General features: G+C 74.2%; 21 protein-coding genes and 1 riboswitch. Of the genes, 14 read left to right on the top strand and 7 right to left on the bottom strand.

Annotated elements, in window-relative coordinates; translation table 11 throughout:
- Window positions 1-4404, top strand: coding sequence for an FtsK/SpoIIIE domain-containing protein (locus tag ACYU96_RS13515; RefSeq protein WP_460754197.1), 4404 nt, complete (start codon window positions 1-3; stop codon window positions 4402-4404).
- 78 nt (window positions 4405-4482) lie between these two features.
- Complete coding sequence (locus ACYU96_RS13510) at window positions 4483-5835, top strand: alginate lyase family protein (RefSeq protein WP_460754195.1); 1353 nt, start codon at window positions 4483-4485, stop codon at window positions 5833-5835.
- 109 nt (window positions 5836-5944) lie between these two features.
- Here the strand turns inward: ACYU96_RS13510 and ACYU96_RS13505 are convergent, their stop codons facing one another.
- Window positions 5945-6685, bottom strand: a complete 741-nt coding sequence (locus tag ACYU96_RS13505; RefSeq protein ID WP_460754192.1) for an SDR family oxidoreductase — start codon at window positions 6683-6685, stop codon at window positions 5945-5947.
- A gap of 101 nt (window positions 6686-6786) precedes the next feature.
- Between ACYU96_RS13505 and ACYU96_RS13500 the strand changes: the two genes are divergently transcribed.
- Entirely contained in the window at window positions 6787-7644 is an 858-nt protein-coding gene (locus tag ACYU96_RS13500; RefSeq protein WP_460754189.1) for a helix-turn-helix transcriptional regulator, read from the top strand.
- Between the two features lie 85 nt (window positions 7645-7729).
- On the opposite strand, the gene ACYU96_RS13495 is transcribed toward ACYU96_RS13500, so the two are convergent.
- Window positions 7730-8392 carry a gluconokinase gene (locus tag ACYU96_RS13495; RefSeq protein WP_460754186.1) on the bottom strand — a complete coding sequence of 221 codons (663 nt, stop codon included), beginning with the start codon at window positions 8390-8392 and terminating at the stop codon, window positions 7730-7732.
- A 119-nt stretch (window positions 8393-8511) separates the two neighbouring features.
- Window positions 8512-9285 carry an SDR family NAD(P)-dependent oxidoreductase gene (locus ACYU96_RS13490; RefSeq protein ID WP_460754183.1) on the bottom strand — a complete coding sequence of 258 codons (774 nt, stop codon included), beginning with the start codon at window positions 9283-9285 and terminating at the stop codon, window positions 8512-8514.
- A gap of 150 nt (window positions 9286-9435) precedes the next feature.
- Between ACYU96_RS13490 and ACYU96_RS13485 the strand changes: the two genes are divergently transcribed.
- Complete coding sequence (locus ACYU96_RS13485; RefSeq protein ID WP_460754180.1) at window positions 9436-10404, top strand: helix-turn-helix domain-containing protein; 969 nt, start codon at window positions 9436-9438, stop codon at window positions 10402-10404.
- 99 nt (window positions 10405-10503) lie between these two features.
- Here ACYU96_RS13485 and ACYU96_RS13480 read toward each other — a convergent pair whose 3' ends face one another.
- On the bottom strand, window positions 10504-10914 hold the full coding sequence (locus tag ACYU96_RS13480) for a RidA family protein (protein ID WP_460754177.1): 411 nt from the start codon (window positions 10912-10914) through the stop codon (window positions 10504-10506).
- Window positions 10915-10993: 79 nt separating this feature from the next.
- Here ACYU96_RS13480 and ACYU96_RS13475 point away from each other — a divergent pair, with 79 nt between their 5' ends.
- The 7 genes from ACYU96_RS13475 to ACYU96_RS13445 all read left to right on the top strand — a co-directional run bounded on the left by ACYU96_RS13475 (window position 10994) and on the right by ACYU96_RS13445 (window position 21430).
- Window positions 10994-11410, top strand: coding sequence for a winged helix-turn-helix transcriptional regulator (locus tag ACYU96_RS13475; RefSeq protein WP_460754175.1), 417 nt, complete (start codon window positions 10994-10996; stop codon window positions 11408-11410).
- A gap of 22 nt (window positions 11411-11432) precedes the next feature.
- Window positions 11433-14138 (top strand): helix-turn-helix transcriptional regulator, encoded by a 2706-nt coding sequence (locus tag ACYU96_RS13470; RefSeq protein WP_460754172.1) that lies wholly within the window; start codon window positions 11433-11435, stop codon window positions 14136-14138.
- A 45-nt stretch (window positions 14139-14183) separates the two neighbouring features.
- The gene (locus ACYU96_RS13465; RefSeq protein WP_460754169.1) at window positions 14184-15683 is read left to right on the top strand and encodes a multicopper oxidase family protein; all 1500 of its coding nucleotides are present in this window, start codon (window positions 14184-14186) and stop codon (window positions 15681-15683) included.
- Between the two features lie 107 nt (window positions 15684-15790).
- Entirely contained in the window at window positions 15791-16483 is a 693-nt protein-coding gene (locus tag ACYU96_RS13460) for an SRPBCC family protein (protein ID WP_460754166.1), read from the top strand.
- Window positions 16484-16589: 106 nt separating this feature from the next.
- A complete protein-coding gene (locus ACYU96_RS13455; protein WP_460754163.1) occupies window positions 16590-19127 on the top strand; it encodes a hypothetical protein in 2538 nt (845 codons plus the stop codon).
- 70 nt (window positions 19128-19197) lie between these two features.
- Complete coding sequence (locus ACYU96_RS13450) at window positions 19198-20295, top strand: NAD(P)-binding domain-containing protein (protein WP_460754647.1); 1098 nt, start codon at window positions 19198-19200, stop codon at window positions 20293-20295.
- A gap of 130 nt (window positions 20296-20425) precedes the next feature.
- Complete coding sequence (locus tag ACYU96_RS13445; protein ID WP_460754160.1) at window positions 20426-21430, top strand: NADP-dependent oxidoreductase; 1005 nt, start codon at window positions 20426-20428, stop codon at window positions 21428-21430.
- Window positions 21431-21484: 54 nt separating this feature from the next.
- Here ACYU96_RS13445 and ACYU96_RS13440 read toward each other — a convergent pair whose 3' ends face one another.
- The 3 genes from ACYU96_RS13440 to ACYU96_RS13430 all read right to left on the bottom strand — a co-directional run bounded on the left by ACYU96_RS13440 (window position 21485) and on the right by ACYU96_RS13430 (window position 24540).
- A complete protein-coding gene (locus tag ACYU96_RS13440) occupies window positions 21485-22414 on the bottom strand; it encodes an alpha/beta hydrolase fold domain-containing protein (protein WP_460754157.1) in 930 nt (309 codons plus the stop codon).
- Between the two features lie 259 nt (window positions 22415-22673).
- On the bottom strand, window positions 22674-23564 hold the full coding sequence (locus ACYU96_RS13435) for a C40 family peptidase (RefSeq protein WP_460754155.1): 891 nt from the start codon (window positions 23562-23564) through the stop codon (window positions 22674-22676).
- 1 nt (window position 23565) lies between these two features.
- Window positions 23566-23719, bottom strand: a riboswitch (cyclic di-AMP (ydaO/yuaA leader).
- A 353-nt stretch (window positions 23720-24072) separates the two neighbouring features.
- The gene (locus tag ACYU96_RS13430; RefSeq protein ID WP_460754152.1) at window positions 24073-24540 is read right to left on the bottom strand and encodes a nitroreductase family deazaflavin-dependent oxidoreductase; all 468 of its coding nucleotides are present in this window, start codon (window positions 24538-24540) and stop codon (window positions 24073-24075) included.
- A gap of 52 nt (window positions 24541-24592) precedes the next feature.
- Here ACYU96_RS13430 and ACYU96_RS13425 point away from each other — a divergent pair, with 52 nt between their 5' ends.
- From ACYU96_RS13425 to ACYU96_RS13415, 3 genes are all read left to right on the top strand, one after another.
- A complete protein-coding gene (locus tag ACYU96_RS13425; protein WP_460754149.1) occupies window positions 24593-25069 on the top strand; it encodes a MarR family winged helix-turn-helix transcriptional regulator in 477 nt (158 codons plus the stop codon).
- Window positions 25070-25161: 92 nt separating this feature from the next.
- Window positions 25162-25653, top strand: a complete 492-nt coding sequence (locus tag ACYU96_RS13420; RefSeq protein WP_460754147.1) for a thioredoxin family protein — start codon at window positions 25162-25164, stop codon at window positions 25651-25653.
- The gene (locus tag ACYU96_RS13415) at window positions 25650-26111 is read left to right on the top strand and encodes a DUF4395 domain-containing protein (RefSeq protein ID WP_460754144.1); all 462 of its coding nucleotides are present in this window, start codon (window positions 25650-25652) and stop codon (window positions 26109-26111) included. Before ACYU96_RS13420 ends, ACYU96_RS13415 begins: the two co-directional genes overlap by 4 nt.
- The last annotated feature ends 41 nt before the right edge of the window (window positions 26112-26152 follow it).

The following is a 26152-nucleotide window of genomic DNA, read 5'->3' as shown; positions in this document are numbered from 1 at the left end:
ATGCGGGTACTGATCATCGCGCACCACGGGGTCCGCGAGGCGCTGGTGTGGCTCGAGGTCGACGAGGCCACACCGGTCCCCGACCTCGCGGAGCGGGTCGCGGCGGAGGTGGGGGCACCCCGTGGGGCCACGATGTTCGTGGACGGGGTCCCCGTGCCCGCGACGACGGCCGCCGGCGAACCAGTCCTGGCCGCAGGCTCCGGCATCCGTGACGGTGCGCGGGTCACGTTCGTCCCTCCGGAGCCGGGCCGGGGTGCCGTGGGCGGCGGGCCCGTGGACCTCTGTGTCACGGGTGGCGTCGGGGCAGGCGCCGTCGTGCGGCTGAGCGTGGGGGAGTCCGTGGTCCAGGTCGGAGCGGACGGCCGGGTGCGCGTCGACGAGCGGCGCGTGGCCGGTCTGCCGACGGTGGCCGTCCTGGTCGCGCTGGACGGGCGGGTGACGGTGCGCCGCGTCCCGGACCCGAGGTCGGCCGGGCAGTGGGTGTATCACGACCGGCTCACCGAACCGCTCGGGGAGGACGACGCCGAGTGGCCGCCCGGTACCCAGCTGCGCATCGGTCCGAGCGTGCTGACCGTGCAGTCCGCCACCCGCGCGGACGCCGACCTGCGGCCCGGCCGCGACCCCGGGACGCTCGACTACAACCGCCCGCCGCGGCTCCTGCCCCCGGACCCCGCCACCCATTTCCGCCTGCCGGCCGAGCCCCCGCCACCCGCCCGCAACCCGCTGCCGTGGCTCGCGATGGCGATGCCCGCCGTGCTGGGCGTCACGATGGCCATGGTGTTCCAGTCGCCGTTCTACCTGATGTTCGCGCTGGCCTCGCCGCTGATGGGGCTCGGCAACTGGTGGATGAACAAGCGCAACGGGAAGACCACCCACAAGGAGCGGCTGCGCGAGCACGCCGAGGAACGCGCCTCCCTGGAGGCCGAGGTGCTCGACGCCGTACGGCTCGAACAGCACCGCCGGCGCATGTCCAGCCCCGGCGCCGGCGAGCTGCGGATCATCGCGACCACCCCGACCCGCCGCCTCTGGGAGCGCCGCGACACCGACGCCGACCATCTCGCCGTCCGCTTCGGCCTGGCCGACGCGACCAGCCGCGTCGAGGTCGAGGACGCGGCCGAGCCCGAGCACCGCCGGCGTACCAGGGCCACCGTCAACACGGTCCCCGTGACCGTCTCCCTGCGCGAGGCCGGCGTGGTCGGGATCGCCGGCCCGGGGGACTGGCCGCGTCGCCGCGCCCGCTGGATCGTGGGCCAGCTCGGGGTGCTGCAGAGCCCGCGCGACGTCCAGGTGTACATCCTGACGAGCCCGGAGCACGTGGCGCACTGGAGCTGGGCGGCTTGGCTGCCGCACGCTCGCCCCGGCCTCGGGCAGGACGCCGTCGCGCTGTTCGGCACCACCACCGACACGCTCGCCACCCGCGTCGCCGAGCTGAGCTCCCTCATCACCCAGCGGCGCGCCGCCGGCCAGGGGCTCGGCGGTTCGAAGGGGTCGTTCGGGCCGCAGCTCGTCGTCGTGCTCGACGGGGCCCGCCGCCTGCGCGCGCTGCCCGGCGTCGTCGCCGTCCTGCGGGACGGACCCGCCGTCGGCGTCAGCGTCGTCTGCCTCGACGGCGACGAGCAGCTCCTGCCCGAGGAGTGCACCGTCGTCGCCCAGGTGCGGCCCGACGGCGGTATGACGCTGCGCCGGCAGGACGCCGACGACGTGCGCGCCGTGACCACCGACGAGGTCGCGGACGACTGGTACGACCCCGTCGCCCGCGCCGTCGCCGCCGTGCACGACGTGTCGGCCACCGAGGGAGCCGGGATGATCCCCGACTCCGCGCGCCTCGTCGAGGTCCTCGGGATCGAGGACGCCGACGCCGGGCTGTTCGCGGCCCGCTGGCGCGGCATCGGGAACACCGGCAGCACCCTGGCCACCGTCGGGGTCTCGCTCGACGGGCCGTTCGGGCTCGACCTCGTCAAGGACGGGCCGCACGGGCTCGTGGGCGGCACCACCGGGTCGGGCAAGTCCGAGTTCCTGCAGACCCTCGTGGCCTCCCTCGCCGTCGTCAACACCCCCGACACGATGAACTTCGTGCTGGTGGACTACAAGGGCGGCGCCGCGTTCAGCCAGTGCGAGCTCCTGCCGCACACCGTCGGCATGGTCACCGACCTGGACTCCCACCTCGTCGAACGGGCGCTCGACTCGCTGCGTGCCGAGCTCACCCACCGGGAGCACGTCCTCGCGGCGGCGGGCGCGAAGGACCTCGAGGACTACCTCGACGCGCAGCACCGCGGCAACGGCGGACCCACGCTGCCGCGCCTGCTCATCGTCATCGACGAGTTCGCCTCCATGGCCCGTGAGCTGCCGGACTTCGTCACCGGCCTGGTCAACATCGCCCAGCGCGGCCGGTCCCTCGGCATCCACCTCGTCCTGGCCACCCAGCGCCCGTCCGGAGTCGTCTCCCCGGAGATCCGCGCCAACACCAACCTGCGCGTCGCGCTGCGCATGACGGACAAGAGCGAGTCCCAGGACGTCATCGACGCCCCGGACGCGTCGGAGATCACCAAGTCCCAGCCCGGACGTGCCTACGCGCGGCTCGGCGCGTCGTCGGTGGTGCCGTTCCAGTCCGCCCGCGTGGGCGGGCGGCGGCTCGCCCGGACCGACGTCGTCGAGGTGCCGCCACCCTTCGTGGGCCGCGTCGCCGTGGCCGACCTCGGTGGTGCGACGCCGCGGCCCCGCAGGGCGGAACGCCGTCAAGAGGTCGAGACCGACCTCGCCGCCCTCGTCGACACGCTCCGCGCCACCGCGCGCGACGGCGGGTGGGGCGAGCCTCGCAAGCCGTGGCTCCCGCCCCTGCCCGGGCTGCTCCCGCTGGACCGGCTCACCCGGCCGGCGAACCCGTCCGCGTTCGCGTGGGCGCTCGAGGACGAGCCCAGCAGGCAGCGGCAGGGGCCCGCCGAGATCGATCTCGACGAGCTCGGGCACCGGTATGTCGTGGGAGCCGCCGGGACGGGCCGGTCCACCGCACTGCGTACGACGGCGTTCGCGGCGGCCACCGCCCTTGCCGTGGCCGACTTGCACCTGTACGCCCTGGACTGCGGCAACGGCGCGCTCGCCGTGCTGGACGAGCTCCCGCACACGGGCGCCGTCGTGCAGCGCGGGCAGGCGGACCGCGCGACCCGCCTGCTCACGCGGCTGCGCGCGGAGCTGGGTCGACGCCAGCAGGTGCTCGCCCGCGGCAGCTTCGCGAACGTCACCGAGCAGCGCGAGACCGCGGCCCCCGCGGACCGCCTGCCCCGCGTGCTCTTCCTGATCGACCGGTGGGAGAGCTTCCTGACCACGTACGGCGACGCCGACGGCGGCGCGCTGGTCGACATCGTCACCGAGCTGATGCGCGACGGCGCGAGCGCCGGCATCCACCTGGTCGTCGCCGGCGACCGCGGGCTGCTCACCAGCCGGATGAGCACGCTCACCGACGACGTCGTCGTGCTGCGGCTCACCGATCGCATGGACTACGCCATGGCCGGGATCAACTACAAGAAGCTGCCGGAGGAGATGCCGCCGGGACGGGCCTACCGCGGCGGCAGCGGCACGGAGATGCAGGTCGCGATCCTCGGCCAGGACCCGGCGGGACGCGCGCAGAGCGCCGCCGCGCGCGCGAGCGCGGCCTCGATCCGGGAACGCGAGGTCGTGGCGCCGGGCACAGGGCCCTTCCGGGTGGACGACCTGCCCTCGACGATCACCGTGGACGGCGCCTACCGCTACGCGGGACCGGAGGCGGCCCGGCCGCTGTGGGCGCTGCTCGGGATCGGCGGCGACGACCTCGCCGCGCTCGGCATGGACCTGGCCGGGGACGCACCGTCGTTCGTGGTGGGCGGACCGGCGCGGTCCGGGCGCTCCACGCTGCTGGCCGTCATGGCCGAGTCGCTGCTGCGGGGCGGGACGGAGCTCGTGGTCGTCGCGCCGCGCCCGAGCGCGCTGCGGGACCTCGCCGGACGTGACGGGGTACGGACGGTGCTGACCGACGCCGAGGAGCTGACCGAGGAGACGCTCGCACCGCTCCTCGGCCCGGACGGCACCCCGGTGGTGCTCCTGGTGGACGACGCCGAGCTGGTGGCGGACTGCCCGGCCAAGGGCTGGCTGCGTTCCTGGCTCCGCACCGCCGGCGACCACCGGCGCGCGCTCGTGCTCGCGGGGGACGCCTCGGAGGTGGCCGGCGGGTTCTCCGGCTGGCAGGTCGACGCCAAGAAGCACCGCCGGGGCGCCCTGCTCAGCCCGCAGGACCGCTTCGACGGTGACCTGGTGGGCGTCAGCCTGCCCCGCTCGGCGGTGTCGAGCCAGGTGGCGCCGGGCAAGGCGCTGGTGCACCTGGGATCCGGGGAGCTGACGACGATCCTGGTCCCGACCGTCCCGGGGACGTGATGCCCCGGACGCGGACGAGCCGCCGCCGCGCCGCCCGGCAGGCGCCAAAGATCCGGGGCCCTGTGTCACGCTCTCTGCGTGCGACTTCCTCTCGTGACGGTGCCGGGCGTGCTGGTGATGCTGCTCGCCGTGAGCGGCTGCACCGGCGTGCCCGAGGTGGAGCGCGCGGACGCGGAGCCCACGGCCGCGGCCCCGGCGCCGAGCCGGGCGTCCGGGTACAGCACCACCCGGGCGCCCGAGTACCCCGACACGGCGGTCGACGTCGAGCCCGCGCCCGAGCGCGGCGGCTCCGGGACGTCGGGCGAGGGGGGCTTCGTCCACCCCGGTGTCCTGGTCGACCGGGTCCTGCTCGACGAGATGCGGCGCCGCGTCCGGGCGGGAACCCACACCGAGGAGCAGGTCTTCTCCACCATGACGGCTTCGGAGTGGGGGTCGCTCGGCCACGTGCCCGAGCCACGTGCCGTCGTGGAGTGCGGTGCGCACGAGAACCCCAACCACGGCTGCACCGAGGAGCGCCGCGACGCCCACGCCGCCTACGCCCAGGCGCTCGCCTGGTCCGTGACGGGCGACGAGGCGCACGCGCGCAAGTCGATCGAGATCATGAACGCCTGGTCGGCGACGATCCAGGACCACACGAGCACGAACGCCCACCTCCAGGCGGCCTGGGCGGGCGCGGTCTGGGCGCGGGCCGCGGAGATCGTCCGGCACACCGACGCGGGCTGGCCCGACGGTGAGGTCGAGCGGTTCGAGCGGATGCTCCGGGACGTCTACCTGCCCGAGGTCACCGTGCGCGACTACGCCAACGGCAACTGGGAGCTGGCGATGACGGAGGCCGCCGTCGGGATCGCCGTCTTCCTGGACGACCGCGCCGTGTACGACGCGGCGGTCTCCGTGTTCCTCGACCGGGCCAGGGCCTACGTCTACCTGGAGTCCGACGGCGCCATGCCGGTGGAGGCCTCCGGCAGCCCCTACGACACCGCGGACGAGATCGTCGACTTCTGGCACGGGCAGGAGGTCTTCGAGGACGGCGTCGCGCAGGAGACCTGCCGGGACCTCCCGCACACCACCCTCGGACTGGTGGCGATGTCGCACGTCCTGGCGACGACGTCGATCCAGGGCGACGACCTGTACGGGCAGGTGGGCCGGCGCCTCGCGTCGGCGTTCGAGCGGCACGCCGAGATGGCCGTGACCGGCGAGGTGCCGGACTGGCTCTGCGGCGGCTCGGTCGAGGGCGACATGGAGTACCTGCCGGCGTCCTCCCTGTCGGTGCTGACGGGCCGGTTCGGCTGCCCGATGACGTGGTCGCGCGAGCACAACACGTCGTGGAGCACGTTCGGCACCAACGAGCTCCTCACGGCCTGGGAACCTCTCACCCACGGCACTCCCGCGGCTCCGAGCGGCAGCCCGCACGAGACGATCTGCCCGGCCTGACCGCGGCCCGGCCGGTGTCCGGACCGCCGCGTGCCGCGCCGTCGCCGGCGCGCCCGGGCCGCAGCGGCCCGGGCACGGACGTGGTCCCGGGGACGGTACGTCGGGGTGCCTACCCGTTGAGGGCGGCGACGGTCTGGTCGTAGCGGCCCTCGATCTCCGCGTTCCGGAGGATCTTGACGTGCTCGACGAGGATCTCGCGGGCGTCCGGCCCGGACTCGAGGAGGGCCATGGTCTCGTCGGCGAAGTCGTCCAGGGGCATGGCCGTGTCCATGTCCGCCAGGTAGGGCGTGAGCGTGGTCTTGACCGCAGGCGGGACGATCTCGGTGACCTGCACGCCGGCCGGCGCGAGCTGCAGCCGCAGCGACTCGCTGAGCATGTGGATCGCGGCCTTGGTCGCGTTGTACGCGGGCGTGGTGCGCAGCGGCACGTGCGCCAGACCGGAGGAGACGGTGAGGATCGTCGCACCGGGCTGCGACCGCAGGTGCGGGGTGAGGGCCGCGATCAGGCGGATCGGTCCCAGGAGATTGGTGGTGACGACCCGCTCGGCGGTGTCGAGGAACCCAGGCGTGGTCCAGTCCTCGTCGAGCATGATGCCCGCCATGGCCACGAGCACGTTCAGGTCCGGGTAGCGGGCGACGACGTCGGCCGTCGCCTTCTCGACGGACTCCGGGTCGGTGGTGTCGATGCGGACGGTCCCGAAGCCCTGCTCGGCCGCCAGCCGCTCGAGCGCCTCGGTGCGCCGGCTGCCGACGATCACGGTGTTGCCCCGGGCCTGGAGGCGCTGGGCCAGCGCCAGGCCGATGCCAGAGCTGCCGCCGGGGATGAAGATGGTGTTCTCGGTGATGTTCATGTCTCCACCGTGGGCCCGGTGCGACGGCGGCGGGAGAGACCTGCGGATCGGGGGATCGGCGGTCCCTGGTGGAGTCTCGTCCGCGGGCGCACGATAGGGCCATGGATCGTGCCGCTCTCGCTGACTTCCTGCGTCGCCGCCGTGCCGGCCTGCGCCCGTCCGACGTCGGGCTCGTGCCAGGGTCACGCCGTCGGACCCCGGGGCTCCGGCGGGAGGAGGTGGCGGGCCTGACCGGCATGTCCGTCGACTACTACGTGCGCCTGGAGCAGCGACGCGGCCCGCAGCCGTCGGAGCAGATGCTCGCGTCGCTCGCGCGGGCCCTGCGGCTGAGCGCCGACGAGCGCGACCACCTGTACCGGCTCGCCGGGCACAGCGCGCCGCGGCGCACGCCGCTGGACACGCACGTCGCCCCGGCGCTGCTGCGCGTGCTGGACCGTCTGGAGGACTGCCCGGCGCTGATCCTGTCCGGCATGGGGGAGACGCTGGTGGCGAACCGGCTGGCGACGGCGATCTTCGGCGACAGGTCGGTGTACACCGGCTGGGCGCGGTACGAGGTGTACCGCTGGTTCACCGCTCCTGCCGTGCGCGCCGTCTATCCGCCCGAGGACCAGGACCGCCAGGCACGCAGCCTCGTGGCGTCCCTGCGGGTCGCGCACGGTGAGGCCGGGACGGCTTCCCGTGCGGGCGAGCTCGCACGGGTGCTGCTCGCGGAGTCGGCCGAGTTCCGCGCCGTGTGGGAGAAGCACGAGGTGGTGCGCCGGTTCGAGGACCACAAGACGCTCGTCCACCCCGAGGTCGGCCCGATCGAGGTCGACTGCCAGGCGCTCTTCACCGAGGACCAGTCGCAGGCGCTGCTGGTCCTGACGCCCGTGCCCGGCAGCGCGGCGGAGGAGAAGGTTCGCCTCCTGGCCGTGCTGGGCCACGAGACCTTCGCCGGGGACGCCGCCCGGCACGGGTAGCGCGCCGAGGGCAGGCCGTCCCGTCGTCCGGGGACAGCGGCGTTCGACGACGGCGCCGAGCATTCGGCCCCGGCGCCGTGCCGGACTACCCCTCGCCGCGCGACCAGCGGCGCTGGATCTCGTCGACGATCTCCGCGGGGCGCGGTGCCACGTCGACGTCGATACCGGGCTCGTCGTCCTGCAGCGGCTCCAGCGTGGCGAGCTGGCTGTCGAGCATGGTGGGCTTCATGAAGTGGCCGGCGCGGCCCTGGATCCGCTCGCGGAGCAGGTCGTAGGAGCCGGTGAGGTGCACGAACAGCACGGTGCCCGGCGCGCCGTCCCGCCCGCCCGGGCCGGTCCCGTCCGCCGTCACCGTGCTGCCGGCCGTGCCCGCCGTCCCGGCCGTGCGCAGCAGGTCGCGGTAGTCGCGCCGGAGGGAGCTGCAGGGGACGACGACGTCGCGCCCGGCCGCCAGCTCCTCGGCGAGCCGGTCCCGGATCCCGCGCAGCCACGGGAGACGGTCGTCGTCGGTCAGGGGACGGCCGGCCGCCATCTTGGCGACGTTCTCCGGGGAGTGGAAGTCGTCGCCCTCGGCGAAGGCCGCCCCGAGGCGGCCCGCGAGGAGGGCGGCGACGGTCGTCTTGCCCGAACCGGCGACGCCCATCACGACGACGGCGCGAGGCCGGCGGCCCGTCCCGTCGCCGGCTTCCGCTGCGCCGTGCGCTGGTGTGCCCGAGAGCTTCCCCGTCCCGGTGGCATCGGTGTCCATGGGATCCATCATGAAGCACCGACGAGACGACTGGCTGTGATGATTCTGGTGACGGCACCCTGGACTCGCGCGTGATCGCCGTCCGGCTCGCCGGCCGGCACCGTCCGGGGGACCCCGCCTCAGCGGTAGCGGTCGGCGAGCTTCGTGCTCTGCCCGCCGAACGCCGCGAGCCCGGCCGCGAAGACGGCGTCGAGCAGCCCGGTGTCGGCGACACCGGGGGCGGTCACGGTCTCGCCCAGCTCGAGGCCGCGCAGGGCGGCGGTGACGACGTCGGCGGCGGACATGCGGGGCACGGCGCTGAGGTCCAGGCCCTGGCGGCTGTGGAACTCGGTCGCCACCACGCCGGGCAGCAGGGCCTGGACCCGCACCCCGGTCCCCTCGAGCTCGGCACCGAGGGTCTGGGAGAACGTCAGGAGGTCGGCCAGCGCCCCGGCGTACACGGCTCGCCGCGGCATCTGCTCGTGCGGTGCCGGGCCGCTGAGGGCGAGCATGCCGGCCACGTTCACGACGGCCCCGGCCCCGCGCGCGATCATGCCGCCGAGCACCGCGCGGGTGATCAGCGTCGGGGCCAGGACCTTGACGTGCACCAGCTCGCTGGCCCGGTCGGCCGGCAGGTCGGCGAGCGGCATGTAGTGCGCCACGCCGGCGTTGTTGACGAGCAGGTCCACCGGCTCCTGCGCCGCGACGTCCGCGACGGCGGCGATGCCGCCGGGGGTGGAGAGGTCGGCCGGCACGGCCCGCACCCGCACACCGGGGTGCGCGGCGACGAGGGCTTCGAGGCGTTCCGTGGTGCGGCCGACGACGATCAGGTCGTGGCCGTCGGCGGCGAGGCGCTCCGCGAAGGCCTTGCCGATCCCGGACGTGGCGCCGGTGACGAGAGCGAGCTGGTGCATGGGGTTTCCTCACGATCGGTCCTGCGGCCGCCCGGCCGGGCGGGCACGCCCTGATCGTTCGCCCGGCCCGCAGGAGCCCGCCAGTGCCCTGCGGATCCTGGGGGTGAGGGGACCAGGCGCGGCCCGTGGCCGCCGTCGTACCGTCGGAGCATGACCGACGACGGGCCGAACCTTCTGGGCGACCACCTGCGAGCCCGGCGTGAGCTCGTCACGCCGGACGACGTCGGGCTGCCGCAGCTCGGCACCCGGCGCGTCCCCGGCCTGCGCCGCGAGGAGGTGGCGATGCTCGCGGGCATCAGCGCCGACTACTACCTCCGGCTCGAGCAGGGGCGGGACCGCAACCCGTCCGCGCAGGTCCTGAAGTCGCTGGCCAGAGTGCTCCGGCTCGACGAGGCCGGCACCCGACACCTCCTCGGGCTGAGCGGTGACCGGCCCCGGCCGCGCCGTCGTCGCCCTCGGCGGGAGACCGTGCCGCCCGGCGCGCGGAAGCTCGTCGAGACGCTGCCGCTGCCGGCCTTCGTCGAGGGCAGGTACTTCGACGTGCTGGCTGCCAACGCTCTGGCCACCGCGCTCTCGCCGCGGCTGCGGGCGGGCCGCAACCGGCTGCGCGACGTGTTCCTCGACCCTGCCGAGCAGGCCCTCTTCCCGGACTGGGAGGGCGCCGCCGCCGCGCTGGTCGCCGGCTTCCGCGAGTCGGTCGGTGCCGATGTCGGCGACCCGCGGTCCATCGCGCTCGTCGGCGAGCTCTCGCTGGTCAGCGAACACTTCCGCAGGTCCTGGGCGCGGCACGACGTCCGCGTCCTCGACGGGGTGCCCGTCACCCTCGACCATCCCGAGATCGGGAGCGTCACCTTCAACCGCGAGAAGCTGGTCATCGGCGGGACCAGCGGCCAGCTCCTCGTCGTCTACCATCCCGACGCCGGCACCCAGGACGCCGAGAAGCTCCAGCTCCTCGCGTCGTACAGCGCCACGCCGCGCAGCGCGCCGGACGGTGCCGCGTCTGCCGGTGCCACATCTGCCGGTGCCGCGCCGGACGGTGCGCCGCGGGGCATCACCTCGCACCGCGCCGCCGCGCCGGGGGAGCGGCCGGCTCGGGAGGCGGGCCCGGAGCCCGCCTGAACCCGGCGTCCCCCTGGACCCGGCCTTCCCCCCTGGACCCGGCGTCCGGCGGTCGCGGGGCCGGGCCCGCCAGCAGCGCCGTCACGAGAACCATCACAGTCAGTCGAGGATCGCGTACGCCTCGACCTCGACGAGCACGTCGGGCTCGAACAGGTAGTCGACGCCGATCGCGGAGACCGGCGGGAGCGGCTGCGGGAGGCCGAGCTCGCCGGTGACCTGCTCGATGCCCGCGACGAAGGCGTCGTACTTCTCGGGACTCCAGTCGGTGACGAAGAACCGCAGGCGCACGACGTCCGAGAACGTCGCCCCGGCACCGCCGAGGCCGCGCGCGGTGTTCCGGAGCGCCTGGACGAGCTGGCCGGTGAGGTCGCCGGTGGCGACGCGCCGGCCTGCGGCGTCCCGGGCGATCTGCCCGGCGACGTGCACGTGGCGGGTGCCCGTGGCGACGGAGACGTGGTGGTAGGGGACGGGCTGGAACATGCCCTCGGGGCTGGACAGCGTCACTGCCATGGGAGATACCTCCTGGTCGGATACGTGGTATCTCTTGTCTACCTTGTCTCCGAAGGGAACTTCAACGAGACTAGGTGGCGTGACCGATACCGCCCGCGCCCCCGTTCCCGTTCCCGACACCGCCGCGGCCGCGGCCGCGCCCCAGCTCACCGGTGAGCAGCGGGAGCTCCTCGACCAGATCCTCGACAAGTGGTCGCTGCAGGTGCTCGATACCCTGTGCGAGCGCCCGCGCCGGTTCAACGAGCTGCGCCGTGCGATCCCCGTCGTCACGCAGAAGTCGCTCACGGCGACCCTCCGCCGCCTCGAACGCAACGGCATGATCGAGCGCGCCGTCGTCAGCACCCGCCCCGTCGCCGTCGAGTACCGTGTCTCGCAGCTCGGCGGGACGCTCCAGGACCTCATCGACGCCCTCCTGCGCTGGGCCTCGACCACGATGGACGACGTGCGCCGGGCCCGGGACCGGTTCGACGACGAGGCGGGTGCGGAGGGTTCCTGAAGGGCCTCGATACCGTACGCGCATGCGAACCGTCGCCCACTCCCGCGAAACGCTCCTCGGCAGGAGGGACGAGACCCGGCGCCTCGACGAGCTCACCGGGCCCGCCAGGACGGGCACGGGCGGGGCGCTGGTGCTGCGCGGCGAGGCAGGCATCGGGAAGAGCGCGCTGCTGGATCGCGCCGGGCAGGCCGCCGGGTTCCGCGTCGCCCGCGCGTCCGGGGCGGAGCTCGAGGCGGAGCTGCCCTTCGCCGCCTTGCACCAGCTGTGCCTCCCGGTGCTGGGGCACCTCGACGACCTGACGGCGCCGCATCGCGACGCCCTGCGGGCGGCGTTCGGCCTGGCGGCCGGCACGCCCGACGTGCTCCGCGTCGGCCTGGCGACCCTGGGCCTGCTCGCGGCCGCGGCCCGGGAACGTCCGCTGCTGTGCCTGGTCGACGACGCCCAGTGGCTCGACGACGCCTCGTCGAGGGCGCTCGCGTTCGTCGCCCGGCGGGTCGCCGCCGAGCCCGTGGTCCTGCTGTTCGGCCTGCGGCTGCCCGGGACGGCGGGCGGGCTGGACGACCTGCCGGGCCTCGCGGTGCAGGGCCTCGCCGACGCCGACGCGCGGGCGCTGCTCGCCGCGCAGAGCCACGAGGCGCTCGACGAGCAGGTGCGCGACCGGATCGTGGCCGAGGCGCGCGGGAACCCGCTGGCCCTGCTCGTGCTGCCCCGGGCAGGCGGGTTCGTTCCGCCCGACCCGTCCTCGGTGCCGGCCCGGGTCGAGCGTGGCTTCCGGACCACGCTGGCCGGGCTGCCCGCCGGCGCGCGGCTGCTGCTGACGGTCGCGAGCGCCGACCCGACCGGCGACCCCGGCCTGCTGTGGCCCGCCGCGCGGCGCCTGGGGCTCGACCTGCCGACGGCGATCGAGGGCGCGGCCGCCTCAGGGCTCGTCGAGCTCGGCACCCGGGTCCGCTTCTACCACCCGCTGGCCAGGACGGCGGTGTACGGGGCGGCCGGGGCGAGCGAGCGCCGGCGCGCGCACCGCGTGCTGGCGGAGGTCACCGACCCGGACATGGAGCCGGACCGGCGCGCGTGGCACCGAGCCCAGGCCGTCCCGGGCCCCGACGACGACGTCGCCGCCGAGCTGGAGCGTTCGGCGTCCCGTGCCCGGGCGCGGGGCGGTGTCGTGGCCGCGGCGGCGTTCCTGGAGCGCGCGGCGGAGCTGTCGCTGGACTCCGCGGAGCGGGTCGAGCGGACCTTCGCGGCGGCGCGGACCCAGCTCGAGGCGGGTGCCGCCGACCGGGCGGCGGCCCTGCTCTCGGCCGTCGAGGGCGCCGGGCTGGACGACCTCCGGCTCGCCGAGGCGGACCTGTTGCGCGGCCGGATCGCCTTCGTGCGGTCGGGGGACACGAACGGCCCGGAGCTCATGCTGCGCGCCGCGCGGCGGCTCGCGGACGCGGCGCCGGAGCGGTCCCGCGAGTGCTACCTGGAGGCGCTCGAGATGGGCCTGCTCGTCGGCCGGGCGACCGGCGTGATGGACGAGGTGCTGGCCGCGGCGGCCCGGCCGGCGCCGGCCGGGCCGCCGGACGTCCTGGACGCGCTGACCGTGCTGGCCACCGAGGGTCACCGGGCCGCGGTCCCCCTGATCCGTGACGCGCTCGACGGTCCCGACAGGTCGATGTGGACGCGGCATCCCGCGCTGGCGGCCACGCTCGCGGCCGAGCTGTGGGACGTGCACGGCCACGCGGAGATCGTCGCCGGGGTGATGAAGCACGGCCGGGTCTCGGGGTCGCCGCTCGTGCTGCGCCTCGGCCTCGCCCAGGCGGCGTCGGGTGCCGCACTGACCGGTGATCTCGACGGGGCGATGGCCGCTATCGCGGAGGAGGCGGCGGTCGCCGACGCCACGGGCGGGCCGCCGGTCATGTACCACCGGCTGCAGCTGGCGGCGGTGCGGGGCCGCCGGCAGGAGGCGGCCGAGCTGTTCGAGAAGGCCGCGGAGCAGGCGGCGACGACGGGCGCGGGGCAGCTCGTGGCGAACGTCGACTGGGCGGCGGCGGTGCTGCACAACGGGCTGGGCGAGTACCCGGCCGCGCTGGCCGCGGCCCGTCGGGCGACCGCCCACGGGGACCTCTTCATCGCGGGATTCTCCTTGCCGGAGCTGGTGGAGGCCGCCGTCCGGTGCGGCGAACGGGAGGCCGCCGTCGTCGCCCTGGCAGACCTGACCGAGCGGGCCGAGGCTGCCGGGACGGCGGCGGCCCTGGGGGTCGCGGCCTCCGTGCGGGGGCTGGTGACCGGCGCCGAGGAGCACTACCGGGAGGGCGTCGAGCGGCTCGCGGACAGCCCGTTGCTCCCGTACCGGGCCAGGGCTCACCTCGTGTACGGGGAGTGGCTGCGCCGCGCGGGACGCCGGCGGGACTGTCGCCCGCACCTGCGCACCGCGCACGAGCTGCTGTCCGGGGCGGGGCTGGAGGCGTTCGCCCGGCGGGCCGCGGACGAGCTGCGCGCCACCGGCGAGACGGCGCGCAGCCGGTCCGGCGCCACCCGCGACGAGCTGACCATGCAGGAGCTGCACATCGCTCGCATGGTCGCCACGGGTGCGACGTCGGCCGAGGTCGCGGGCAGGCTGTTCCTCAGCCCGCGGACCGTCGACGCGCACCTGCGCAACATCTACCGCAAGCTCGGGATCAGCTCCCGGCGGCAGCTGCGGGACCGGCCCGACCTCGGCACGGGTCCGACGCCGGTTACGTAGTTCCTACCGATGCGACGACCTCCTCCGACGCGGGAGGTTCGTCCCATGAGACGTCGCACCGCCCTGAAGATCCTCGGCATCGGCCTCGGTGGGGCAACCCTCCTCGGCGCCGGTGGCCTGGGGGTCTACTACGCCGCCGCGCGGCGGGACACCGTAGGGAAGATCGCCTTCGACTCCGCCCTGGCGGTCCCGCCCCTGGCCGAGCCGCAGCGCGGCGCGTCGGGGGCCCGGGTGTTCACGCTCGGCGTCCAGGCGGGCGAGACCTCGTTCAGGGCTGGGCCGGCCACCCGCACCTGGGGCGTGAACGGCACCTACCTCGGCCCGACGGTCCGTGCCCGGCGCGGCGACGAGGTGGAGCTCGCCGTGCACAACGGCCTGGACGAGGAGACGTCGCTGCACTGGCACGGGATGCACCTGCCCGCGGCCATGGACGGCGGCCCGCACCAGCCGGTCGCACCCGGCGGGACGTGGACCCCGCGGTGGACCGTCGACCAGCGGGCGGCGACGCTCTGGTACCACCCCCACGTGCACGGCGCCACGGCCGACCACGTCTACCGGGGACTGGCCGGCCTGTTCGTCGTCGACGACGACGAGGCGGACGCGCTGCACCTGCCGTCCGCCTACGGCGTCGACGACATCCCGATGATCGTCCAGGACCGTGCGTTCGACGGTGACAACCAGTTCGTGGAGCGGATCCCGCTGGCGGGCTCGCTGGGCGTGATCGGGGACGAGATCCTCGTCAACGGCACGCTGGGCCCGTACCTCGACGTCACGACGCGGCTGGTGCGGCTGCGGCTCCTGAACGCCTCCAACGCCCGCCTGTACCACTTCGGGTTCTCCGACGACCGGGGCTTCGCTCTCGTCGCCACCGACGGCGGGCTGCTCGCCGAGCCGTGGGAGACCGACCGCCTGTACCTCTCTCCGGGGGAGCGCGCCGAGATCGTCGTCTCGTTCGAGCCCGGCGAGACCGTCGACCTGCGCTCCTACCCCTCCGAGCACGGCGGCGCGTCGGGCCGGCTGGACGGCTTCGCGGACCGTCTCGACATCTGCCGGTTCCGGGCCGCGGACGCTCTGTCCGACGACTCCCGGCTGCCCGTGGTGCTCGGCAGTGCGCCGGACCTGGACGGTGCCGAGGCGGTCCAGGAGCGTTCCTTCGTGATGGCGTCCGACCAGATCAACGGCCGGTCGATGGCGATGGAACGCATCGACTTCGGCGTCCGGGAGGGCACGGTGGAGGTGTGGGAGGTGACCAACGACAACGGCTACCTGCACAGCTTCCACGTCCACGACGTGCAGTTCCAGGTGCTGAGCGTCGACGGCGACCCGCCGCCGCCGCACCTGCGCGGCTGGAAGGACACGGTGCTGCTGGTCCAGAGCCTGCCCTACCGGCTGGCGATGCGCTTCCGCGACCACACCGACCCGGACGTCCCGTACATGTACCACTGCCACCTGCTGAGGCACGAGGACGACGGAATGATGGGCCAGTTCGTCGTCCTGGACGACGGCGAGACCGTCGGTGCGGTGCCGACCGGGCACCACCACTGAGCCTTGCCCGGCCCCCGGAGGCCCGGGCACCCGCACGACCGTGCGGGCAGGAGCTCATCCGGTCGCCGACCCGGCGGCCGGCACCCCACAGAAGATCGAGGACGAACATGACCGACAGCTCGCGCCACACCACGAAGATCGCCACCGCGGTCGCCACCGTCGGGATGACCGCCGCCCTCACCGCGTGCGGTGCGGGAGACGCCGCCGGCGGCGCCGGGGCCACGGCGAGCGCCACCGGGTCCGCCGAGCAGGTCCAGGAGGACACGCAGGGCCAGGAGAACCAGTGCGGCGGGATGGGCATCGACGACTCGGCGGTCGTCACGAGCTCGACCGAGATCGTGATCGATGCGCCCCTCGACGAGGTGTGGGACGTGCACACCGATGTCGAGGGCTGGGCGCGGTGGCAGGACGCGGTCCTGACGGTCGAGCGTCTCGACTCCGGCGACCTGGCGCCCGGCTCGCGGTTCCGGTGGACCACCCCCGTGCCCGAGTCGGACTTCGCTCCCGCCGACACCCTGACGATCACGTCGACCGTCCTGCGGGTGGAGCCCGGTGAGTGCGTGCTCTGGGAAGGGCCGGCGATCGGTGAGGCGATCACGATCGAAGAGGGAACCCACCTGTGGACCTTCACCGAGACCGACGAGGGCACCCTCGTGCACACCGAGGAGTCCTGGGACGCCGAGCTGCTGGACTCGCTGCCCGAGGCCGACGTCGACCCCGTCGCCACGATGCTCGGCGGAGGGCTGGAGATCTGGCTGCAGGCGCTGAAGGCCGAGGCCGGGTCGAGGGTGTCCCGCTGACGATGAACCACCTCGAGGACATCGACCCTGCCTGGGTCCGCGGACCCAGGCAGGGTAGGACGCCGGGCCGTCGCCGGCTCGCGGTACGCCCCCATAGGTTGACCCGGTGAACAATCGTCACGCCGGCCTCGGCCGCCGGCCCGGGGCCCCCGGACCAGTCCTTCGCCTTCCGCGTCGCCTCGGAGACGACCGGGGCCAGGCCCTGCCGGAGTACGTGGGTGTCATCGGGATCATGCTCCTGGTCGTGGGGGTGGTGCTCGCGGCGGCGACGCCGGTCGGGGCGGACGTGTCCGAGCAGCTGTACTGCGCGGTCTCGCCGATCGTCAAGGAGGACGGGGCCCAGGGCGACTGCGTCGACGGCGCGGGGGACGAGCCCGGCGGGGGCGACGGCGGCGGCTCCGGGGACGGCGGCTCCGGGGACGACGACACGGAGGACGGGCCGTGCGAGGAGACGGTCACCATGGACCGGGTCCCGCAGGAGGGCAAGTACGGCGACGACAAGGACCGCGACTGGGACATGACGGTGATCCAGATCGACTGCGTCTGGTACCCGGTCCCCGTGGGGTGCGTCTTCGCGCTCTCCGACACGGAGCTCGACGACCTCTGGATGGAGGTGTCGGCCGGCGACCCGGAGACCGTCGACCGGGACGAGAAGATCGTCGACTGCGTCACCGACGGCTGGGGTGACACGAGCGACGACCCGGATGACGAGAACTGCAACAGGACGATGCCCACCAGCGAGGACGTCAGCCTCGATCCGCCGGAGGTGCGGATCGGCTGCAAGTGGCTCCCCGTCCCGGAGGACGTCTGCGACGAGGAGTGGGAGGTCTACAAGAACTCCGAGCCGGGCAAGGAGCGTGCGGCGGCGTCGGGCTGGCTGGACGAGTGCGTCACCACGGCGTACGACAACATGGAGCCGGACTGCTACGTCAAGGTCAACACCCACACCGAGTCGGGCACGGTGAAGTTCCTCTTCTTCCGGATGAGCTCGACCGAGGCCGTGATGATCGAGCAGCTCGGAGACGGCCGCGTCCGCGTGCACATGCTGGAGGGCAAGGGCATCGGCGGCGGCGTGTCCGGCGACGACATCTTCGGCTCGCCCATCTCGTTCGGCGTCTCGGCCATCGACGGCGTCACGAACGACAAGACGTACGAGTTCACCAGCCTGGCCGACGCCCAGGAGTGGATCAGCTGGCAGAAGCGGTGGGACGCCGTCGGGGACGGTGACGGTTGCACGAGCTCCGCCCAGGTCAACTCCGTGGCCACGTGCATCGGCGGCTCCGACCACAGCGACGAGTACGACGAGCTCGCCGAGGAGGAGCCCGACCACCACGTCGTGAACGACGCCAACGCCGAGACCAAGACGGTTACCGTCAACGTCGGGATCGACGGCCAGAAGGGCGGCGACAGCAAGGACAAGAAGAGCGTGGGTGTCGGCGGCGAGGCCGAGGGCAGCTACTCGGGCGAGGTGATGGTCGAGGACCGCCTGTGGGACAACGGGCTGTACGAGGTCAGCTACACCTCCACGGACATCGGCGGGTTCCTGGTCTCGGCAGGGCTCGGACCGGGCGGTCCCTGGGGAAAGAGCGACAAGCTCGGGAAGCTCATGGGCAAGGGCGGGGTCGGCGCGGAGTGGAAGGGGTCCACGAAGACCACGGTGTACTTCGACCCGAGCAAGGACGAGGACGAGGACGGGAAGGCCGACATCGTCCAGATGTACATCACGATCGACGACCAGGCCCTCACCACCCTCTACCAGGCGGGGATCGACGTCGAGACGGACCTTCCCTACGGGTTCACGGCAGGCGGCGGCTGGGGGAAGAACAAGAAGGAGGGGAAGTCCTCGGTCCAGGAGTTCATCCTCGACTTCAACCAGTACCCGGGGCTGCGGGATAAGTTCGAGCCGATGGTCGACGAGCTCTTCCCGCGCGACGAGGACGGGCTGCTGAAGAAGGGCGACATCGAGATCGACCGCAACGACCAGGAGGACGGCGGTGACCTGCGTGAGGAGCTGGAGGACTCCGGCAACGTGCGTGAGCTCACCTACGAGGACGTGAAGACCGAGGAGTTCGGCGAGGCCGGCATCGGCTGGGAAGGCATCGACCTGATCGGGGCCGACTGGAACGTCATCGACGAGGAGCGGGTCCTGCAGGAGTCCTCGTTCGAGGTCACCGACGCCGACGGCAACAAGGTGAAGATCACGCCGGCGCCGAGGTGCAAGCACGAGAAGTTCGAGCCGGACGACGACTACTACACCAACGGCGAGGAGAAGACGGGCCCCGGGACCAGCTTCGCCGACCCGAAGTACACCGACGACGACGAGAGCCCGTACCCGGGGACCGGCTTCGACGGGGACGTGCCCGGCAAGCGCGGCGAGAAGAGCAAGTCCCTGGCCACGGAGTACGGCAAGGCGTTCCCGGACAAGAACATCGTCGTCCTGCACAAGAACATCGCGGGCCGGGGGGAGTTCGGTCCCGACGTGAAGGGCCTGGAGTATCTCGCGCACGTGGGTGACTTCTACGTGGTCGGCCTCGACTCCGGGACGTTCACCCGCGGGGGCGACGGCGGCTTCATCAACTGGTCCTTCTACGGCAACTACAACAGGCCCGGCGACAAGGTCGTGAAGTTCGAGCCGCGGGGCTAGCGGCGTCCGGGCCGACGGTCGCCCGGCCGCCGGCAGGCATGAAACCACCTCCGCCGTGGTTGGCACCCGTGTGCATGTGTACGAGTCGATCGTGATCGGGGCCGGCCAGGCGGGCCTCTCGGCGTCGTACCACCTCGGCAGGCTCGGTGTCGGGCACGTGGTGCTCGACGCCGGGCCCCGCCCGGGTGGTGCCTGGCAGCACCGGTGGGACTCCCTGACGATGCAGGACGTCCACGGCGTGGCCGACCTGCCGGACGGGCCGGCGCCCGGCAGGTCGGGCGACCGCGCGAACCGGACGGTGCCCTCGTGGTTCGGCCGCTACGAGGCGGAGCACGACCTGCCGGTGCGGCGCCCCGTCCGGGTGCGCTCCGTGGCCGCCCGCGACGACCTGCTGGAGGTGCGGTCCGACGCCGGCACCTGGCTCACCCGCACCCTGATCAACGCGACCGGCACCTGGTCCCGGCCGTTCGTGCCGCACTACCCCGGCGCCGGGACGTTTCTCGGGGAGCAGCTCCACACCCACGACTACCCCGGCGCGCACCACTTCCGCGGCCGCCGGGTCGTGGTGGTGGGCGGGGGAGCGTCCGCCGTCCAGTTCCTCGGCGAGCTCGGCCCGGTCACCGACACCCTGTGGGTGACGCGGCGCGAGCCGGTCTGGCGCGAGGACTTCGACGCCGACAGCGGCCGGGACGCGATCGCGCAGGTGCTGGAGCGCGTGACCGCGGGCCTGCCGCCGGCGAGCGTCGTGAGCGTCACCGGCCTCGCCCTGCGACCGCAGGAGCAGGAGGCCGCCCGTCTGGGCGTCTACGACCGGCGTCGCCCCGTGTTCGCCCGGATCGAGCCCGACGGCCTCCGCTGGGCCGACGACGCGGCCGGCCCGGGGCAGCCGGCCTTCGAACCCGCGGACGCGATCCTCTGGGCCACGGGGTTCCGCCCGGCCGTCACCCACCTCGGGCCGCTGCACCTGCGCAGCGAGCACGGCGGCATCGCGCTGCTGCCCGGCTCGGCCGACGTGCAGACCGCCGTCACCGCGGCCCGCGACCCGCGGGTGCAGCTCGTGGGCTACGGCCCGTCGGCGAGCACCATCGGCGGCAACCGGGCCGGGCGGGCGGCGGCGCTCGCCGTGCGGCGCCGGCTCACGTCGCAGCTCGTCAGGCTGGGTCCGTAGCCGGAGCGGACGGAAAGCCGACCGGTCGGTATGGTGGCGTGGACCCTGCTGGACAACGCTCGGCTCATCGCCGAGCTGGACACGCCCCCGCGTCCCCGGACCGGCGGGCGTCCGACGAGTGGAGGAACGCATGCCCCTGACCAGTCGTGAATGGCGGCTCGTGGCGCGCCCGGCGGGCACGCCGGCGCCGTCCGACGTCGCCCTGGAGACCGTCACCGTGCCCGACCCCGGCCCCGGGCAGGTCCTCGTGCGCAACGACTACGTCTCCGTCGAGCCCTACATGCGGGGACGCATGAACGACGTGCCCTCCTACGTGCCGCCGTTCGAGCTCGGCAAGCCGATGACCGGGCACGCCGTCGGCACGGTCGTCGCCTCCGGGGCCGACGCCGTCCCCGAGGGGACCGTCGTCGTCCACCTCCTCGGCTGGCGCGAGCACGCCCTCCTCGACGCCGCGCACGTCACCCCCGTCGACACCGGCCTCGCCCCCGCGAGCACCTACCTCGGTGTGCTCGGGGTGCCCGGCCTCACCGCCTGGGCGGCGCTCACCGAGATCGCGCCGGTGCGGCCCGGCGACACCGTGTTCGTCTCCGGCGCGGCCGGCGCCGTCGGCTCCGCCGCGGTCCAGCTGGCGCGGGTGCTCGGGGCGTCCCGCGTCATCGGCTCCGCCGGCGGACCACGCAAGGCCGGGCTCCTCACCGAGCGCTACGGTGCCGACGTCGCCCTCGACTACAAGGCCGCCCCCGTCGTCAAGCAGCTCGTCCGGGCCGCGCCCGACGGCATCGACGTCTACGTCGACAACGTCGGCGGCGACCACCTCGACGCCGCCCTCCTCGCGGCGAACGACCACGGGCGCTTCGCGCTCGTCGGCGCGATCTCCGGGTACAACGAGGAACACCTCCCGCCCGGGCCCCGCTACCTGCCCGTCGCGATCGGCAAGCGCCTCACCCTGCGCGGCTTCATCGCCACCGACCACGAGGACCTGCGGCCCGAGTTCACCCGTGTCGCCGCCGAGGCGCTCGCGGACGGGAGGCTCGTGGCCGACGAGACCGTCGTGGACGGCATCGAGAACGCCTTCGCGGCGTTCACCGACATGATGGCCGGGGCGAACACGGGGAAGATGCTCGTCCGGCCGTGATGACCGGAGCTCGTCGCCCGGGCCGCCCGCCGCCGGCGAGCCCCGGCGGCCGGGCTATCCCGCGTGCGCCTCTCGCAGGAGCGTCGCCACCCAGGTGTACGTCTCGCGCCCGGCGCCGTCGTCGAAGGTGTCGTAGCCGTGGTCCTTGCCCGGGATCTCGCGGTACACGACGAGCGCGCCCGCGGACCCCAGCCGGTCGGCGTACCGGCGCGCCTCGGCGCGCAGGATGTCGTGCTCGCAGGCGATCACCACGGCGGGGGCGATGCCGGTCAGGTCCGCGCGGTCCGACGGCGCCGCCGGGGACACCAGGCGGTCCGCGCGCAGGGCGGCGTCGGGCACGTAGGCGGCGTCGAACAGGTCGCCCATCCAGGGGCGCAGGAGCGGCTTGTCCACGGGCGAGGTCTTCGCCCCGGCCGGGACGGTGAGGTCGAGCGGCGGATAGTGCAGGACCTGGAGCGCGACGCGAGGATACGCGTTCTCCAGCGCGAGCCGGGCCGCCGCCGCGGCGAGCGCGCCACCGGCGCTCTGCCCGCCGACGGTCAGCCGCTGCCCGTCCCAGCCGTGGTCGGCGTCGGCCTCGGCTGCCCAGCCCAGCACGCCGTACGCCTGGCGCGCCGGCCGGGGGAACGGCGCCTGCGGGGCGACGTCGTAGTCGAGGTTGAGCACCACGACGCCGGCCTCGGCGGCGAGCAGCCGGCACCACGGGTCGTCCTGGGCGGGGCCGCGGAGCACGAACCCGCCGCCGTGCAGGTTCACGTGCACCGGTGGGAGGAGCCCTGCGTCAGCCGCCTCCGGGGGCCGGTACGCCCAGGCCCGCACCTCCCCGTGCGGCGTGGGGATCGTGAGGGGTTCGGGCGTGCCCGGGTACTCGGGCAGGCGGTGGCGCGCGGCCTCGGCGAGCCGCCGCCCGGCGGCGGACTGCAGCGCCTGGACGCCGCGGGCGGCGACCGCGGCGAGGCGCGGGTTGCTCAGCAGCGTGGGCATGTCCGGCACCGTACCGGGCCGGGCGCCGCGGGACCGGGATCCTCCGCGGGCCGGCGCCGGGATGTGTGAGGACCGGCACACGCGAAGGCCCGCACGCACGAAGGCCCGCACGCACGAAGGCCCGCACGCACGAAGGCCCGCACCGTGACGGTGCGGGCCTTCGCCGAGCGGGAGCGCCAGGCGCGGACCAGGTCTGCCGAGCCTGCGGCGCCCCCTCGGGTGAGTGCTCCGGCACCCACCCCGTGCTGCGCGTCCGGTGTCAGCCGACGTGGATGAACGTCGGGCTCGACTGCCAGATCGAGGTGTAGCGCACGGTCTGGCCCGGGACAGGGGCCTCGACCTGCATGTCGCCGCCCGCGTAGATGGCGATGTGGCCGGGGGACCAGATGAGGTCGCCCGGCTGGGCCTCGGCCCGGGAGACGACCGTGCCGGCGTAGCGCTGCTCCGAGGAGGTGCGCGGCAGGCTGATGCCGACCTGGGCGTAGACGTAGGACGTGAACCCTGAGCAGTCGAAGCCTGCCGGGGTCGAGCCGCCCCAGAGGTACGGGACGCCGATGTACTGCTTGGCGATGGAGAGGATGTCGGAGCTGGTGGTGGGGGCGGGCGCCTCCTGTGCGGCGGGCTCCTCGGCGACGGCCTCCTCCTGTGCGGCGGGCTCCTCGACGGCGGGTGCGGCCGTCTCCTCGACGGGCTCGGGTGCCGCGACGACGGGCTCGGGCTCGGGCTCCGGCTCGGGCTCGGGCGCCGGCGTCACCTTGATCGTTCCCGTCTCCACGGCGAAGGTGCTGTCGGCGGCGACCTTCACGGTCGGCGCGGTGGCCGCCTCCTGGGCGGCCTGTGCCGGTACGGCTTCGGCCTGGAGGGTCAGGTCCGGGAGCGTGGCCCCCTGGAGGGCCGCCTTCTCCAGGCCCTCCTGCCGGAGGCCCTGGGCCACCGCTTCGAGCTCGGCCGTGCTCGTGTCGTGGTCGCCGGCCGGCGTGGCGTCCGCGGGGGCGCCGAGCAGGGAGACGAGCAGGCCGGAGCCGGCCGCGACGACCGCGCCGCGGCGGGCCGTGGTCGAGATGCCGCGTGCCGCGGCGCGCGTGAGGGGGGTGAGTGGGGTGATGGGGGTGCGGGCAGCACGATGGCGCCCGGGCGTGCGTGTCGTCACGTTCGGTTCTCCCGACGCCTGCGAGGTGAGCTGTCGGATTCGGATCGGAGAATGACCCGGCCGCGGTCCTACCTGTGCGGCTTCACCCCAAGGACACCGATGGTGCCCACTTCGTGGTTCCCCCGTCCCTGTCATCTGTTCGGTGCAGTTGCCCCGGGGCGGTGACAGGGTTCGGCGTCCGCCTCGAGCGCCCGCGAGATTTACCGCGAGCGAGACTGACGGTAACCCTGATGGGCCCGAAAGTCACAATCGCGTTACGGACCTCGCGTCAATCGGCGTGGTGCTTGACGGGATTGTCGGACATGAGTAGTGGGCTCGCGAGCCGTGTCGGGCACGGGCGGCAGAGCGGCGACCAGGCCGGACGCTCCCCGGAGGCCCTCTCGGAAGCGATGTGTCTTCCCGGTCGCGGTTCGCCGGCCAGATCGACGCCGAAACCACCGGCGCGCGGCGCGCCGGGCGGGTTACCAGGATCCGCGCGTGACGAGCCGGAACCTCGCGCGGCCGGAGGTCAGGGTCTCGGGGTGAGGCGGATGACGGGGATGAGCCGGTCGGTGGCGGTCCCGTAGTGCGCGAACCGGGGTACCTCGGTGACGATCTGCTCCCAGGCCGCGGCGCGCTCCTGACCCGACAGCTCGGCGGGGGTGACCGCCAGGTGCTTCCCGCCGACGTCGACCGCGACCTGGTCCGGGTGCGCGGCGAGGTTGTGGTACCAGGCCGGGTTCCCCGAGGCGCCCGCGGCGGAGGCCACCACGAGCCACGTGCCGTCGCCGCCGTCGAACCGGGTGACCGGGGTCTGCCGCGCTTGTCCGGACCTGGCGCCGACGGTGTGCAGGGCGAGCATCTTCATGCCCCCTACCGGGCGGGACCTCTTGCCGGCCCAGCGTGCGACGAGCCTGTTCGCCCAGGCGAGCAGTGCGCCCCGGGGCTGTCGGGCGCCGTGGGTGCCGTGCGGGTACGTGAAGCCGTTGTCGTCCATGGCGATGACTGTACACGGAATTAACTATCATGAGTGTGTACTGTTGGTCGTCGTGACACCCGAGACCGGCGCCTGCCACCCTGGTGATCCCGTCGGCCTGCCCCCGCTGGCCCGGCTCGCCGCCCGCGTGTACGAGGTGATGAGCGACGTGGCTGCCGCGCACGGCCTGAGCGTCGTGCAGGCCCGCATGGTGCTCCAGCTCCGGCACCGGTCCCTGCGCATGGCGGAGCTCGCCCGCGCGACCGGCGTGGAGAAGGCCGCCCTGACAGGCCTGGTCGACCGCGCCGAGCGGCGCGGCCTGGTCGCCCGCGAACCCGTCCCTGGAGACCGCCGCGCCATCGACGTACGCCTCACCGACGACGGCAGACGTGCCGCGCAGGACTTCCAGGACGGTGTCACCGACGCCATGGACGAGCTGGTCGCTCACCTCCCCGTCCGTGACCGGGCCGACCTCCTGCGTCTCGTCACCGACCTCCTCGACGTGAGCGCGCCCCGGGCGCGGGCGGCCGGCGGCGTCGGCTGTCCATAGATCAAGACGATGGTTCACCATGACGATGTTGATGTGATGCTGTGCGGAGATCAGCATCTCCGGCCTCGACGGCCGGGCGGACGGAGACGGCGATGGACATCTTGCTGCTGGGTGGTGTGGTCGCGCTGACGGTGGTGGTCGGCGTGGCGTGGTCGCGACGGCAGGGAGCGGTGCGCGCACCGCGAGCCGCCGGCGACGGCGGGCAGGTCGACTGGGCGTCCCGGGGGGTGGGCGTCGGGACACGGGTCACGTTCGTGCAGTTCTCCGCGCAGGTGTGCGCGGCGTGCCGCTCGACGGCACGGGTCCTCGGGACGCTCGCCGCACCCGGCGACGGCGTCGTGCACCACGAGCTCGACGTCGAGGACCACCTCGCCCTGACGAACCGCCTCGGCGTCCTGCGCACTCCGACCGTCCTGGTCCTCGACCCGGACGGCGTGGAGGTGGCGCGGATGAGCGGCGCCGTGACACCCGCCCAGGCGCGCGAGGCGCTCACCCGGGCGACCGGCCAGGAGCAGGCCGCGGCGACGCGCCCAGGAGCGACCGTGGGCGAGCGGGTCGGCACGACGCAGGGGCCGGCACGATGACCGCGGCGTCGACGCCGCGGGCCGGAGGGCTCGTCGACCCGCGCGGGCCCCGGGCGGGCGCGGGCATCACCGCGCTGCTGCTGGCGATCGTGATGCTGTTCGGCGCGAGCACGGGCGGGCTCGTGCTGCTCACCGCGGTCGCGCTCAGCTTCGTGCTCGGCACGGTGCGCGGGGCGGAGGGCACGTGGCAGGGCTGGATCTTCCGCACCGTGGTGCGCCCGCGCCTCGGCCCGCCGGAGGAGCTCGAGGACCGGCGCCCGCCGCGGTTCGCCCAGCTCATCGGGCTCGTCGTGACCGGGGTCGGCGTCGTCCTCGGGCTCTTCGGCGTGCTCGTGGCGGTCCCGGCCGCGGCGGCGGTGGCGTTCGTCGCCGCCGCCCTCAACTCGGTGTTCGGGCTGTGCCTCGGCTGCGAGCTGTACCTCTTCCTGCGCCGCTGGGGCCTGGTCCGCGCGGCCTGAGAGAGACGCCCGCGCGGGCCGGGAGGGCTGCCGCCGCGCGG

This window comes from Myceligenerans cantabricum, assembly GCF_054777735.1.
This window is presented reverse-complemented; position numbering and strand designations above follow the sequence as displayed.

Bases quoted from the DNA above. Each gene is read 5' to 3' on its own strand.
- ACYU96_RS13515 (WP_460754197.1), top strand. From the start codon at position 1: ATGCGGGTACTGATCATCGCGCACCACGGGGTCCGCGAGGCGCTGGTG.
- ACYU96_RS13485 (WP_460754180.1), top strand. From the start codon at position 9,436: ATGACCGACGACGGGCCGAACCTTCTGGGCGACCACCTGCGAGCCCGG.
- ACYU96_RS13460 (WP_460754166.1), top strand. From the start codon at position 15,791: ATGACCGACAGCTCGCGCCACACCACGAAGATCGCCACCGCGGTCGCC.
- ACYU96_RS13505 (WP_460754192.1), bottom strand. From the start codon at position 6,685: ATGAACATCACCGAGAACACCATCTTCATCCCCGGCGGCAGCTCTGGC.
- ACYU96_RS13500 (WP_460754189.1), top strand. From the start codon at position 6,787: ATGGATCGTGCCGCTCTCGCTGACTTCCTGCGTCGCCGCCGTGCCGGC.
- ACYU96_RS13490 (WP_460754183.1), bottom strand. From the start codon at position 9,285: ATGCACCAGCTCGCTCTCGTCACCGGCGCCACGTCCGGGATCGGCAAG.
- ACYU96_RS13440 (WP_460754157.1), bottom strand. From the start codon at position 22,414: ATGCCCACGCTGCTGAGCAACCCGCGCCTCGCCGCGGTCGCCGCCCGC.
- ACYU96_RS13430 (WP_460754152.1), bottom strand. From the start codon at position 24,540: ATGGACGACAACGGCTTCACGTACCCGCACGGCACCCACGGCGCCCGA.
- ACYU96_RS13480 (WP_460754177.1), bottom strand. From the start codon at position 10,914: ATGGCAGTGACGCTGTCCAGCCCCGAGGGCATGTTCCAGCCCGTCCCC.
- ACYU96_RS13495 (WP_460754186.1), bottom strand. From the start codon at position 8,392: ATGGACACCGATGCCACCGGGACGGGGAAGCTCTCGGGCACACCAGCG.
- ACYU96_RS13420 (WP_460754147.1), top strand. From the start codon at position 25,162: ATGGACATCTTGCTGCTGGGTGGTGTGGTCGCGCTGACGGTGGTGGTC.
- ACYU96_RS13445 (WP_460754160.1), top strand. From the start codon at position 20,426: ATGCCCCTGACCAGTCGTGAATGGCGGCTCGTGGCGCGCCCGGCGGGC.
- ACYU96_RS13470 (WP_460754172.1), top strand. From the start codon at position 11,433: ATGCGAACCGTCGCCCACTCCCGCGAAACGCTCCTCGGCAGGAGGGAC.
- ACYU96_RS13465 (WP_460754169.1), top strand. From the start codon at position 14,184: ATGAGACGTCGCACCGCCCTGAAGATCCTCGGCATCGGCCTCGGTGGG.
- ACYU96_RS13415 (WP_460754144.1), top strand. From the start codon at position 25,650: ATGACCGCGGCGTCGACGCCGCGGGCCGGAGGGCTCGTCGACCCGCGC.